The organism is Pseudomonas sp. GW821-FHT01C01 (genome assembly GCF_059422645.1).
On sequence record NZ_JBWKXF010000010.1, the window covers coordinates 109059 to 122592 of the forward strand.

The 13534-nt window shown below is 61.7% G+C and carries 12 protein-coding genes; all 12 read left to right on the forward strand.

Annotated elements, in window-relative coordinates; translation table 11 throughout:
• The first annotated feature begins 136 nt into the window (after positions 1-136).
• The 12 genes from mraZ to AC07XF_RS09995 are packed head-to-tail and all read left to right on the forward strand — an operon-like array spanning position 137 to position 13530.
• Entirely contained in the window at positions 137-592 is a 456-nt protein-coding gene (gene mraZ / locus AC07XF_RS09940; protein ID WP_007989875.1) for a division/cell wall cluster transcriptional repressor MraZ, read from the forward strand.
• Positions 589-1536: a 16S rRNA (cytosine(1402)-N(4))-methyltransferase RsmH gene (gene rsmH / locus AC07XF_RS09945; RefSeq protein WP_007989877.1), complete on the forward strand. Its 948-nt coding sequence runs from the start codon at positions 589-591 to the stop codon at positions 1534-1536. The genes mraZ and rsmH overlap by 4 nt, the downstream gene beginning before the upstream one ends.
• Positions 1533-1826, forward strand: a complete 294-nt coding sequence (gene ftsL, locus AC07XF_RS09950; RefSeq protein WP_046026702.1) for a cell division protein FtsL — start codon at positions 1533-1535, stop codon at positions 1824-1826. Before rsmH ends, ftsL begins: the two co-directional genes overlap by 4 nt.
• Complete coding sequence (locus AC07XF_RS09955) at positions 1826-3565, forward strand: peptidoglycan D,D-transpeptidase FtsI family protein (RefSeq protein ID WP_177323553.1); 1740 nt, start codon at positions 1826-1828, stop codon at positions 3563-3565. The genes ftsL and AC07XF_RS09955 overlap by 1 nt, the downstream gene beginning before the upstream one ends.
• Complete coding sequence (locus AC07XF_RS09960) at positions 3565-5028, forward strand: UDP-N-acetylmuramoyl-L-alanyl-D-glutamate--2,6-diaminopimelate ligase (RefSeq protein ID WP_007989883.1); 1464 nt, start codon at positions 3565-3567, stop codon at positions 5026-5028. The genes AC07XF_RS09955 and AC07XF_RS09960 overlap by 1 nt, the downstream gene beginning before the upstream one ends.
• A complete protein-coding gene (locus tag AC07XF_RS09965; RefSeq protein ID WP_495026330.1) occupies positions 5021-6388 on the forward strand; it encodes a UDP-N-acetylmuramoyl-tripeptide--D-alanyl-D-alanine ligase in 1368 nt (455 codons plus the stop codon). The genes AC07XF_RS09960 and AC07XF_RS09965 overlap by 8 nt, the downstream gene beginning before the upstream one ends.
• Positions 6388-7470 (forward strand): phospho-N-acetylmuramoyl-pentapeptide-transferase, encoded by a 1083-nt coding sequence (gene mraY / locus AC07XF_RS09970; RefSeq protein ID WP_007989886.1) that lies wholly within the window; start codon positions 6388-6390, stop codon positions 7468-7470. The genes AC07XF_RS09965 and mraY overlap by 1 nt, the downstream gene beginning before the upstream one ends.
• Positions 7471-7476: 6 nt before the next feature.
• Positions 7477-8823, forward strand: a complete 1347-nt coding sequence (murD, locus tag AC07XF_RS09975; protein WP_495026331.1) for a UDP-N-acetylmuramoyl-L-alanine--D-glutamate ligase — start codon at positions 7477-7479, stop codon at positions 8821-8823.
• A complete protein-coding gene (ftsW, locus tag AC07XF_RS09980) occupies positions 8820-10037 on the forward strand; it encodes a putative lipid II flippase FtsW (protein ID WP_007989890.1) in 1218 nt (405 codons plus the stop codon). The genes murD and ftsW overlap by 4 nt, the downstream gene beginning before the upstream one ends.
• Positions 10027-11097 carry an undecaprenyldiphospho-muramoylpentapeptide beta-N-acetylglucosaminyltransferase gene (gene murG / locus AC07XF_RS09985; RefSeq protein WP_495026332.1) on the forward strand — a complete coding sequence of 357 codons (1071 nt, stop codon included), beginning with the start codon at positions 10027-10029 and terminating at the stop codon, positions 11095-11097. The genes ftsW and murG overlap by 11 nt, the downstream gene beginning before the upstream one ends.
• Positions 11090-12550 (forward strand): UDP-N-acetylmuramate--L-alanine ligase, encoded by a 1461-nt coding sequence (gene murC, locus AC07XF_RS09990; RefSeq protein ID WP_007989894.1) that lies wholly within the window; start codon positions 11090-11092, stop codon positions 12548-12550. The genes murG and murC overlap by 8 nt, the downstream gene beginning before the upstream one ends.
• The gene (locus AC07XF_RS09995; RefSeq protein ID WP_495026333.1) at positions 12547-13530 is read left to right on the forward strand and encodes a D-alanine--D-alanine ligase; all 984 of its coding nucleotides are present in this window, start codon (positions 12547-12549) and stop codon (positions 13528-13530) included. Before murC ends, AC07XF_RS09995 begins: the two co-directional genes overlap by 4 nt.
• The last annotated feature ends 4 nt before the right edge of the window (positions 13531-13534 follow it).

Genomic DNA, 13534 nt, shown 5'->3' on the forward strand with positions numbered 1-13534 from the left:
AGTTCTGTAAGGGTTTTCCTTTAACCCGCGCCTTGACGGTGTGGTGGGCGCATTCCTATAGTGTGCACAAGTGGCGAAAAGTGGCATGAAGTGGGTTTTTTGAACTCAAAACGCTAAAATTTGGAGAAACGCTGACGTGTTTCGCGGAGCCAACGCTATCAGTCTCGATGCAAAGGGCCGTCTCGCCATGCCGAGCCGGTACCGTGACGAGCTCGTTTCGCGTAGTTCCGGTCAGTTGATTGTCACGATTGATGCCGTTGATCCTTGTTTATGTGTTTACCCGCTCGATGAGTGGGAAATTATTGAAACCAAACTGCGCGCACTGCCTTCGCTTCGCGAAGAGAACCGTCGCCTGCAACGTTTACTGATTGGTAATGCCGTCGACCTCGAGCTCGATGGCAGTGGTCGTTTTCTGGTTCCGCCGCGTCTTCGTGAATATGCCAAGTTGGATAAGCACGCGATGTTGGTAGGCCAACTGAACAAGTTCCAATTGTGGGACGAGGATGCCTGGAACGCGGTTTCTGCCGCTGACCTGGCTGCTATTCAACAACCGGGCGCGATGCCTGATGAACTGCGTGATTTGATCCTGTGACTATTGATAGCGGCTTTAACCACATCACCGTACTGCTTGACGAAGCCGTCGAGGCTCTCGCCGTACGTCCTGATGGCTGCTATCTGGACGGCACGTTCGGGCGCGGCGGGCACAGCCGGTTGATCCTCAGCCAGCTCGGTCCTGATGGTCGGTTGCTCGGATTCGATAAAGATCCACAAGCGATTGCCACCGGGCAGACGCTAGCGGCCGAAGACGGCCGCTTTGTCGTTGTGCAGCGCAGCTTTGCCGAGCTCGGTGCCGAAGTGGCCGAGCGCGGCATGAACGGCAAGGTCAGCGGTGTGTTGCTCGATCTGGGCGTGTCTTCGCCACAGCTTGACGATCCTGAGCGTGGTTTCAGTTTCCTCAATGACGGTCCGCTGGACATGCGCATGGATCCGTCCCGCGGAATCAGCGCTGCCGAATTCGTCAACACCGCACCCGTGGAAGAAATCGCCCGGGTGTTCAAGGAATACGGCGAAGAGCGCTTCTCCGGGCGCATGGCCCGTGCCGTGGTCGAGCGTCGCGACATCAAGCCATTCGAGCGCACCGGTGATCTGGCAGAAGTCCTGAAAGTCGCCAACCCGGCGTGGGAAAAGGGCAAGAACCCTGCAACCCGTGCATTCCAGGGATTGCGTATTCACGTCAACAACGAACTGGGTGATCTGGAAACCGGCCTCGAAGCCGCGCTGGATTGCCTGGAAGTGGGCGGTCGCCTGGTGGTGATCAGCTTCCACTCGCTGGAAGACCGTATCGTCAAACTGTTCATGCGCAAGCTGGTGAAAGGCGAAGCCGACAACCTGCCGCGCAACCTGCCGGTTCGGCATGTCGCCTTCGAACCGAAAATCAAAGTCCATGGCAAAGCGCAGACGGCCTCCGACGCCGAACTCAAAGCCAACCCACGTTCCCGTAGCGCTGTCATGCGTGTGGCGGAGAAGCTGCGGTGAGCAAGCTTTTCGCCAAGCCACTGCCCGGCGGAAGCTTCTTCATGCTGCTGCTGTTTGTCGGCGTGCTCGTGTCGGCCATCGGCGTGTCTTACAGCGCGCACTGGAATCGCCAGTTGCTGAACTCGCTGTACAACGAGTTGAGCGTGCGCGACAAGGCACAGGCCGAGTGGGGCCGGTTGATTTTGGAACAGAGCACCTGGACGGCCCACAGTCGTATCGAAGTGCTGGCCTCCGAACAATTGAAAATGCACATCCCCGGTGCCGCTGACGTGAAGATGGTGGCGCCATGATGAAACTCGAAGGCGCTCTCTTTCCGTGGCGGTTCCGCGTAGTGCTGGGGTTGCTTGGCGTCATGGTGGCTGCGATTGCCTGGCGCATCATCGACCTGCAAGTGGTCGACCGTGACTTCCTTAAAGGTCAGGGCGATGCGCGCAGCGTTCGTCATATTCCGATTCCCGCTCACCGTGGTCTGATCACCGACCGTAACGGCGAACCTTTGGCCGTCAGTACCCCGGTGACTACGCTGTGGGCCAACGCCAAGGAAATGCAGCTGGAGAAAGACAAGTGGCCAGCACTGGCCGCCGCGCTGGGACAAGATCCGAAAGCCCTGACCGAGCGTCTTGAAGCCCAGGCCAACAAAGAATTCATTTACCTGGTGCGCGGGCTGACGCCTGAGCAGGGTCAGGCCGTGCTTGACCTGAAAGTACCGGGTGTCTACGGCATCGAAGAGTTCCGGCGCTTTTATCCTGCCGGTGAGGTCACCGCCCACATGGTCGGGTTTACCGACATCGACGATCACGGTCGCGAAGGCGTCGAACTGGCCTACGACGAATGGCTGGCCGGGGTCCCTGGCAAGCGTCAGGTGATCAAGGACCGGCGCGGCCGGCTGATCAAGGATGTCCAGGTTACCAAAAACGCCAAGGCCGGCAAGCCCTTGGCGTTGTCCATTGACCTGCGCCTGCAATACCTGGCCAACCGTGAATTGCGCAACGCGATCATCGAGAACGGCGCCAAGGCCGGCAGCCTGGTGATCATGGACGTGAAGACCGGCGAGATTCTCGCGATGGTCAACCAGCCGACCTACAACCCGAACAACCGTCGCAACCTGCAACCGGCGATGATGCGCAACCGCGCGATGATCGACGTGTTCGAGCCGGGTTCGACCATGAAAGCGATTTCCATGAGCGCCGCGATTGAAACCGGGCGCTGGAAGCCGAGCGACACTGTCGAGGTGTATCCAGGCAGCTTGCAGATTGGTAAATACACCATCAAGGACGTATCCAAGACTGAAGGCCCGGTGCTCGACCTGACCGGTATCCTGATCAACTCCAGTAACGTTGGCATGAGCAAGGTCGCATTCGACATCGGCGGCGAAACCATTTTCCGCCTGGCGCAGAAGGTCGGCCTCGGTCAGGACACTGGCCTGGGCTTCCCGGGCGAGCGCGTCGGCAACCTGCCGAACTACCGCGAATGGCGCAAGGCGGAAACCGCCACGCTGTCCTACGGCTACGGTATTTCCGTGACTGCGATCCAGTTGGTCCACGCCTTCTCGGCCTTGGCCAACAACGGTCGCCTCGCGCCGCTGACCCTGATCAAAACTGACAAGGCGCCGCAAACCACTCAGGTGTTGCCGGAGGCGGTTGCGAAAACCATGCAAGGCATGCTGCAACAAGTAATCGAGGCCCCGCGTGGTGTGTTCCGTGCGCAGGTGCCGGCGTATCACGTGGGCGGCAAGTCGGGTACCGCACGTAAAACCTCGGTCGGCACCAAGGGTTACGCCGAGAACTCGTACCGCTCGCTGTTCGCCGGTTTCGGCCCGATGAGCGATCCGCGCTACGCCATCGTGGTGGTGATCGATGAACCGACCAAGGCCGGTTACTTCGGCGGCCTGGTTTCCGCGCCGGTGTTCAGTCGCGTGATGTCGGGCACCCTGCGCCTGATGAACATTACGCCGGACAACCTGCCACCCACTCAACAAGCGAACGCAACACCGGTCGTTCCGCTGAAAGCTAATGGAGGGCGCGGCTGATGTCTCTGAGCCTGAACAAAATATTCCCTCACGCCGGCCACGATCTGCTGATTCGCGAACTCGCCCTGGACAGCCGCAATGTGCGCGCGGGCGATCTGTTCCTCGCCGTGCCGGGCGGGAAATTCGATGGGCGCGCGCATATCGCTGACGCCTTGCAGCGCGGCGCTGCAGCGGTGGCCTATGAAGTAGAAGGCGCCACGGTCCTGCCGATCACTGAAGTGCCGCTGATTCCGGTCAAAGGTCTGGCGGCCCAACTGTCGGACATCGCCGGGCGTTTTTATGGCGAGCCGAGCCATCACCTGAACCTGGTGGGCGTGACCGGCACCAACGGCAAGACCAGCGTGACCCAATTGGTCGCCCAGGCACTGGACCTGCTCGGCCAGCACTGCGGCCTGGTCGGCACCCTCGGTTCCGGTTTCTACGGCGCACTGGAAAGCGGCCTGCACACCACGCCGAACCCGATTGCCGTGCAAGCGACCCTGGCGGACCTGAAAAAGGCCGGGGCCAAAGCCGTGGCGATGGAGGTTTCTTCCCATGGCCTGGACCAGGGCCGCGTGACCGCATTGGCCTTCGATGTGGCGGTGATGACCAATCTGTCCCGCGATCACCTGGATTACCACGGCACCATGCAGGCTTACGGCGAAGCCAAGGCCCAGCTGTTTGCCTGGAATGATTTGAAATGCCGCGTGGTCAACCTCGACGACGAGTTCGGTCGGCAACTGGCCGCCGACAAGCGCGAGTCGCGGCTGATCACCTATAGCCTGGAAGATTCCAGCGCCTACCTGTATTGCCGCCAGGCGCAATTCGACGACGAAGGCGTGCGCGCCACGCTGGTCACGCCACAGGGCGAGCATCACTTGCGCAGCACCTTGCTCGGTCGCTTCAACCTGAGCAATGTCCTGGCGGCGGTCGGTGCGCTGCTCGGTCTGGATTACGCCCTGGACGAAATCCTCAAGGTGCTGCCGAAGCTCGAAGGCCCTGCCGGGCGCATGCAGCGTCTGGGCGGTGGCTCGCAGCCGCTGGTGGTGGTCGACTACGCCCACACCCCGGATGCGCTGGAAAAAGTACTGCTGGCCCTGCGTCCACACGCCAAAGGCCGGTTGTTGTGCCTGTTTGGCTGTGGCGGTGACCGCGATCGCGGCAAGCGTCCGTTGATGGCCGAAGTGGTCGAACGCCTGGCCGATGGCGTGCTGGTAACAGATGACAACCCGCGTACGGAAGATCCGTCAGTGATTTTCGATGACATCCGTGCCGGTTTCACGGCTGTGGATAAAGTGGCGTTCGTTGCCGGTCGCGGTCAGGCGATTGCCCGGTTGATCGCCAGCGCATCGGTGGACGACGTGATTGTCCTGGCCGGCAAAGGTCACGAGGACTATCAGGAAATCAACGGCGAGCGTCATGCCTTCTCCGATCTGGTCGAGGCCGATCATGCCTTGACCGCGTGGGAGGTGGCCCATGCTTAAGGCCTTGAAGCTGAGCGAACTGACTGCTGCGCTGAATGCTCGCCTGGTGTCCGTCGATGCCAGTTTCGACGGTGTCAGCATCGACAGCCGTGCGATCAAGCCGGGTCAGCTGTTTATTGCCCTGACCGGGCCACGTTTCGATGGTCATGATTATCTGAATGACGTGGCGGCCAAAGGCGCCGTCGCGGCGCTGGTCGAGCGTGAGGTCGCCGACAGTACGCTGCCGCAACTGCTGGTCAAGGACGCCCGTCAGGCACTGGGGCAACTGGGTGCGTTGAACCGTGCCGCGTTCACCCAACCTGTTGCCGCCGTGACCGGCTCCAGCGGCAAGACCACGGTCAAGGAAATGCTTGCGAGCATCCTGCGCACGCGCGGCGCGGTGCTGGCGACCCGTGGCAATCTGAACAACGACCTTGGCGTACCGTTGACCTTGCTCGAACTGGCGCCGGAGCACACCGCCGCGGTGATCGAGCTGGGGGCCTCGCGCCTGGGTGAAATCGCCTACACCGTCGGCTTGACCAAGCCGCATGTGGCCATTCTCAACAATGCCGGGACCGCCCACGTCGGCGAATTCGGCGGCCCGGAAAAAATCGTCGAGGCCAAGGGCGAGATTATCGAAGGGCTGGATGCCGATGGCGTCGCCGTTCTCAATCTCGACGACAAGGCATTCGGTATCTGGAAGGCGCGCGCCGGTGATCGCAAAGTGCTGACGTTTGCGTTGAGCAACACCAGCGCCGATTTCCATGCCAGTGACCTGGCCACCGATGCCCGCGGCTGCCCGGCGTTCAACCTGCACAGTCCTGAAGGTGTGGAGCGTGTTCAACTGAACCTGCTCGGCACCCATAACGTCGCCAATGCCATGGCCGCCGCCGCTGCCGCCCATGCCTTGGGGGTGTCGCTGTTTGGTATCGCCACCGGCCTTGGCGCGGTGCAACCGGTCAAGGGTCGAACCGTCGCGCAACTGGCCAGCAATGGCATGCGCGTGATTGATGACACTTACAACGCGAACCCCACCTCCATGTGCGCCGCCGTTGATATACTCGCCGGCTTTTCCGGCCGCACCGTTCTGGTGCTCGGGGATATCGCCGAGTTGGGCGAGTGGGCGGAGCAAGGGCACCGCGACGTGGGCGAGTACGCCCGTGGCAAGGTTTCTGCGCTGTACGCCGTCGGGCCAATGATGGCCCACGCCGTGAACGCATTCGGTCCACAGGCTTTTCACTTCAGCACGCAGGCTGAGCTGATCAAGGCCCTGGGCGCCGAGCAAGACACAAACACCACCATTTTGATCAAGGGGTCGCGCAGCGCTGCGATGGAAAACGTCGTCGCCGCTTTGTGCGGGTCCAGTCTGGAGAAACATTAATGCTGCTGCTGCTAGCGGAGTATCTGCAACAGTTCTACAAAGGCTTCGCGGTCTTCCAGTACCTGACCCTGCGCGGGATTCTCGGTGTACTGACCGCGCTGGTTTTGTCGCTGTGCTACGGCCCGTGGATGATCCGCACTTTGCAGAACCGTCAGATCGGTCAATCCGTTCGCAATGACGGCCCGCAGTCGCACCTGTCCAAGTCGGGTACACCGACCATGGGCGGCGCGCTGATTCTGTCGTCCATCGGTGTCAGCACCCTGCTTTGGGCTGACCTGACCAACCGTTACGTCTGGGTCGTACTGCTGGTGACCTTGCTGTTCGGCGCCATCGGCTGGGTCGACGACTATCGCAAGGTGATCGAGAAAAACTCCCGCGGCCTGCCAAGCCGCTGGAAGTATTTCTGGCAGTCGGTATTTGGCCTGGGCGCGGCGATCTTCCTTTATGTGACGGCTGCCACTCCGGTGGAAACCACACTGATCCTGCCGATGCTCAAGGACTACAGCATTCCGCTGGGCGCAGGCTTCATCGTCCTGACCTATTTCGTGATTGTCGGTTCGAGCAACGCGGTCAACCTGACCGACGGCCTCGACGGCCTGGCGATCATGCCGACGGTGATGGTTGGCGGCGGTCTGGGTATCTTCTGCTACCTGTCGGGTAACGTGAAGTTCGCCGAATACCTGCTGATTCCTTATGTACCGGGCGCCGGTGAATTGATCGTGTTCTGTGGCGCACTGATCGGAGCCGGCCTGGGCTTCCTCTGGTTCAACACCTACCCGGCACAAGTCTTCATGGGTGACGTCGGCGCACTGGCGCTGGGCGCGGCCCTGGGCACCATCGCAGTGATTGTCCGTCAGGAAATCGTCCTGTTCATCATGGGCGGCGTGTTCGTGATGGAAACCCTGTCAGTCGTCATTCAGGTCGCCTCTTTTAAACTGACCGGTCGCCGCGTATTCCGCATGGCGCCCATCCACCACCACTTTGAACTCAAGGGTTGGCCCGAGCCACGTGTGATCGTCCGTTTCTGGATCATCACCGTGATTCTCGTGCTGATCGGCCTTGCCACCCTGAAGCTGAGGTAGAAACTCGTGTCTCTGATCGCTTCTGACCACTTCCGCATCGTTGTCGGCCTCGGCAAGAGCGGCATGTCCCTGGTTCGCTTCCTGGCGAACCGGGGCGTGGCGTTTGCCGTGGCCGATACGCGGGACAATCCACCGGAACTGGCCACGCTCAAGCGTGACTATCCGCACGTGGAAGTGCGTTGTGGCGAGCTGGACGTCGAGTTCCTGTGCCGTGCCGACGAACTGTACGTCAGCCCCGGCCTGGCGCTGGCGACCCCGGCCCTGCAGGCTGCTGCCGCCCGTGGCGTGAAATTGTCCGGTGACATCGAGCTGTTCGCGCGTAACGCGAAGGCGCCGATCGTGGCCATCAGCGGTTCCAACGCGAAAAGCACCGTCACCACCCTGGTCGGCGAAATGGCGGCTGCGGCGGGCAAGCGTGTTGCCGTCGGTGGCAACCTCGGTACCCCGGCGCTGGACCTGCTGCGCGACGACGTCGAGTTGTACGTGATGGAGTTGTCGAGTTTCCAGCTGGAAACCACCGATCAACTCAACGCCGAAGTGGCAACTGTGCTCAACATCAGCGAAGACCACATGGACCGTTACAGCGGTCTGCCGGCCTATCACCTGGCCAAGCACCGGATCTTCCGTGGCGCCCGGCAGTTCGTGGTCAATCGCCAGGATGCCCTGAGTCGCCCGTTGATCGGCGAGGGCCAGCCGTGCTGGACCTTCGGCCTGAGCAAACCCGATTTCAAGGCCTTCGGTATCCGTGAAGAAGACGGCGAGAAATACCTGGCCTTCGAATTCCAGAACCTGATGCCGGTGCGCGAATTAAAGATTCGTGGCGCCCACAACCAGTCCAACGCCCTGGCGGCCCTGGCCCTGGGCCATGCGGTCGGCCTGCCGTTCGATGCCATGCTGTCGAGCCTGCGCACCTTCGCCGGTCTCGAGCATCGCTGCCAATGGGTCCGCGACCTCGACGGCGTGGGCTATTACAACGATTCCAAAGCCACCAACGTTGGCGCCGCGCTGGCGGCCATCGAAGGCCTGGGTGCGGACATCGACGGCAAGATCGTGCTGATCGCCGGCGGCGACGGCAAGGGTGCCGAGTTCAAGGACCTGCGCGATCCGGTGGCGGCCAACTGCCGCGCCGTGATCCTGATGGGCCGCGATTCCGACAAGATCGGCGAAGCCATCGGCGATGGGGTACCGCTGATCCGCGCCGGCTCCCTGGTCGAAGCCGTCGAGCAATGCCGCGCCGCTGCCCAGCCGGGCGATGTGGTGCTGCTGTCGCCAGCCTGCGCCAGTTTCGACATGTTCAAGAACTACGAAGACCGTGGTCACCAGTTCGTCCAAGCCGTGGAGGAACTGGCATGAGCCTGAAAGACATCATCAAGCCATACCCTTCGCCGATCATCACCGGGCGCGGTATCGACCTCGATTTCCCGATGCTCGCCGGTTGCCTGACGCTGCTCGGCCTGGGGCTGATCATGATTGCCTCGGCATCGACCGAAGTGGCGGCCGTGCAGTCGGGCAGCGCCCTGTACTACATGATTCGCCACCTTATTTATGTGGTGCTGGGCCTGGGTGCCTGCATCGTCACCATGATGATCCCGATTGCCACCTGGCAACGCCTGGGCTGGTTGATGCTGCTGGGGGCATTCGGCTTGCTGGTGATGGTGATCATTCCCGGGATCGGCCGTGAAGTTAACGGCTCGATGCGCTGGATCGGCTTCAGTTTCTTCAACGTCCAGCCTTCCGAGATCGCCAAGGTGTTCGTGGTGATCTACCTCGCCGGTTATCTGGTGCGTCGTCAGAAAGAAGTGCGCGAAAGCTGGATGGGCTTTTTCAAGCCGTTCATCGTGCTGCTGCCGATGGCGGGCCTGCTGCTGATGGAGCCGGACTTCGGTGCCACCGTCGTGATGATGGGAGCGGCGGCGGCGATGCTGTTCCTTGGCGGCGTCGGGCTGTTCCGTTTTTCCCTGATGGTGGTCCTGGCTGTCGGCGCGGTGGTGCTGTTGATTCAAATGCAGCCTTATCGAATGGCGCGTCTGACCAACTTCGCCGACCCGTGGGCCGACCAGTTCGGTGCCGGCTATCAGTTGTCCCAGGCATTGATCGCTTTCGGTCGCGGCGAATGGCTGGGCGTCGGCCTGGGCAACAGCGTGCAGAAACAGTTCTACCTGCCGGAAGCCCACACTGACTTCGTGTTCTCGGTCCTGGCCGAAGAACTGGGTGCGGTAGGTTCCCTGTGCACCGTGGCACTGTTCGTTTTCGTGTGTATTCGTGGCATGTACATCGGTTTGTGGGCTGAAAAGGCCAAGCAGTTTTTCGCGGCTTATGTTGCCTACGGTTTGTCCTTTCTGTGGATCGGTCAATTCCTGATCAACATCGGCGTGAACGTGGGCCTGCTTCCGACCAAGGGCCTGACGCTGCCGTTCCTCAGTTATGGCGGTAGTTCGTTGGTGATTTGCTGTGCCTGTCTCGGCTTGTTGCTGCGCATCGAGTGGGAAAGTCGAACCCACCTGGGCAGTGAGGAGATGGAGTTCCATGAGAGCGACTTCGCCGAGGAGCCGCACCATGGGCGCTAATGTCATGATCATGGCTGGCGGCACCGGTGGCCACGTGTTCCCGGCGCTGGCCTGTGCCCGCGAATTCCAGGCACGCGGCTATACCGTGCACTGGCTCGGCACCCCGCGTGGCATCGAGAACGACCTGGTGCCGGCCGCCGGTATCGAGCTGCATCGGATCAACGCCAGCGGTCTGCGCGGCAAGGGCAAGCTGTCGATGCTCAAGGCGCCGTTCATGTTGCTCAAGTCGGTCTGGCAGGCGCGGGCGATCATTCGCCGTCTGCAACCGGTCTGTGTCGTGGGCTTTGGTGGTTATGTGACCGGTCCGGGGGGCGTTGCCGCCAAGCTGGCCGGTGTGCCGGTGATCGTTCACGAGCAGAACGCAGTGGCCGGTACCGCCAATCGGTTGCTGGTGCCGTTGGCCGCCCGAGTCTGTGAAGCGTTCCCCGACACCTTTACCCTGTCGAGCAGCCGTCGGACCACCGGTAATCCGGTGCGCACCGAACTGTTCCTCGAGACATCGCGACCCGCCCTGGCCGGTCGCAAGGCGCGTTTGCTGATCCTGGGCGGAAGCCTGGGCGCAGAGCCGTTGAACAAGTTGCTGCCTGAAGCCCTGTCGCAAGTCGCTGCCGACTTGCGTCCGGAAGTGTTCCATCAGGCCGGCAAAAACCACGATGAAGTGACTGCAGAGCGCTATCGCGCGGCTGGCGTCGAGGCGCAGGTGCAGCCCTTCATCAAAGACATGGCCCAAGCCTACAGCTGGGCCGACCTGGTGGTATGTCGCGCAGGCGCGCTGACCGTCAGTGAACTGGCCGCTGCCGGTCTGCCCTCGATGCTGGTGCCCTTGCCCCATGCCATTGACGATCACCAGACCCGCAACGCCGAATATTTGGCCCGTGAAGGTGCAGCCTTCCTGATGCCGCAAAGAACGACTGGTGCAGCGGATCTTGCCGCTCGCCTGACAGAGGTCCTGATGCAACCACAACGACTCAACGAAATGGCCAACGCGGCACGCCGCCTCGCCAAACCCGATGCCACCCGTAACGTTGTCGATAGCTGCCTGGAGGTGGCCCATGGTTGAGAGTCAGAAAGCCATGCCACAACCGGAAATGCGCCGTATCCGTCGCATCCACTTCGTCGGTATCGGCGGTGTGGGCATGTGCGGGATTGCCGAAGTGCTGCTGAACCTGGGTTATGCCGTGTCCGGCTCCGACCTGAAGGCGTCGCCGGTCACCGAGCGCCTGGAGTCCTTCGGGGCGCAGATCTTTATCGGCCACCGCGCCGAGAACGCCGCCGCCGCCGACGTGCTGGTGGTGTCGAGTGCCGTGAACACGTCCAACCCGGAAGTTGCCACGGCCCTGGAGCGTCGTATTCCGGTGGTGCCGCGTGCAGAAATGCTGGCTGAGCTGATGCGCTATCGCCACGGCATCGCCGTTGCCGGTACCCACGGTAAAACCACCACCACCAGCCTGATCGCTTCGGTGTTCGCGGCCGGTGGCCTGGACCCGACGTTCGTCATCGGTGGCCGCCTGAATGCCGCGGGCACCAATGCCCAGCTCGGCACCAGCCGCTACCTGATCGCCGAGGCCGACGAAAGCGACGCCAGCTTCCTGCACTTGCAGCCGCTGGTGGCCGTGGTCACCAACATCGACGCCGATCACATGGCGACCTACGACGGCGACTTCAACAAACTGAAGAAAACCTTCGTCGAGTTCCTGCACAACCTGCCGTTCTACGGTCTGGCGGTGGTGTGCCTGGACGATCCTGTGGTGCGTGAAATCCTCCCGCAGGTCAAACGCCCGACGGTCACCTATGGCTTCGGCGAAGACTGTGACGTGCGTGCCATCAACGTGCGCCAGCAAGGCATGCAGACTTTCTTCACCGTGCTGCGCCCTGACCGCGAGCCTCTGGATGTTTCGGTCAACATGCCGGGCAACCACAACGTATTGAACGCATTGGCAACCATCTGCATCGCCACCGACGAAGGCGTCAGCGATGAAGCCATCGTCCAGGGCCTGTCCGGGTTCCAGGGTGTCGGTCGACGCTTCCAGGTCTACGGCGAACTGCCGGTGGACGGCGGCAACGTGATGCTGGTCGATGACTACGGTCACCACCCGACCGAAGTCGCGGCGGTGATCAAGGCCGTACGCGGTGGCTGGCCGGAGCGCCGTCTGGTGATGGTCTATCAGCCACACCGTTACAGCCGTACTCGCGACCTGTACGACGATTTCGTCAATGTGCTGGCCGACGCCAACGTGCTGCTGCTGATGGAAGTCTACCCAGCCGGCGAAGAGCCGATTCCGGGCGCCGACAGCCGCAAGCTGTGCAACAGCATCCGTCAGCGTGGCCAGCTCGACCCGATCTACATCGAGCGTGGTGTCGACCTCGCGCCCGTGGTCAAGCCGCTGCTGCGCGCCGGCGACATTCTGCTGTGCCAGGGCGCCGGTGATATCGGCGGTCTCGCGCCAAAACTGTTGAAAAGTGAGTTGTTCGCCGGTGCCGTTGCCGCGCCGGAGAAGGGGAAGTTGAAATGACTGCTGCCTACGCCAACCTGGTCTCCACGATCGCGCCGAAAGACTTCGGCCGCGTTGCCGTGCTGTTCGGCGGCAAGAGTGCCGAGCGCGAAGTGTCGCTGAAGTCGGGCAACGCCGTTCTCGATGCACTGCAAAGCGCCGGTGTGGATGCGTTCGGTCTCGACGTGGGCGATGACCTTCTGCAGCGTCTGCTCAATGAAAAGATCGACCGTGCCTTCATCATCCTCCACGGCCGTGGCGGTGAAGACGGCAGCATGCAGGGCCTGCTCGAATGCCTGGGCATTCCGTACACCGGCAGCGGCATCCTGGCTTCGGCCCTGGCCATGGACAAACTGCGCACCAAGCAGGTCTGGCACAGCCTGGGCATTCCGACGCCACGTCATGCGGTGCTGAGCAACGAGGCCGATTGTATTTCGGCAGCGACGGAACTGGGCTTCCCTTTGATCGTCAAACCGGCCCATGAAGGTTCGAGTATCGGGATGGCCAAAGTGAGTTCCGCGTCCGAGTTGATCGACGCCTGGAAAGCGGCCAGTACCTACGATTCGCAAGTGTTGGTCGAGCAATGGATTCACGGTCCGGAGTTCACCATCGCCACCCTGCGTGACCAGGTGTTGCCACCGATTGCCCTGGGCACGACGCACAGCTTCTACGACTACGACGCCAAGTACATCGCCAACGATACCCAGTACCGCATTCCGTGCGGTCTGGACAGCGCCAAGGAAAAGGAACTCATGGACCTCACGGCGAAAGCCTGTGAAGCGCTGGGTATCGCCGGTTGGGGCAGGGCAGACGTGATGCAGGACGCCGAGGGGCAGTTCTGGTTCCTGGAAGTCAACACCGCACCGGGCATGACCGATCACAGCCTGGTGCCGATGGCGGCCCGTGCCGCCGGTCTGGATTTCCAGCAGCTGGTTCTGGCCATTCTGGCCGAAAGCGTTGCCGGCAACACTGCCGGTAACCAAGAGTCGACGAGAGGTTAAGGCC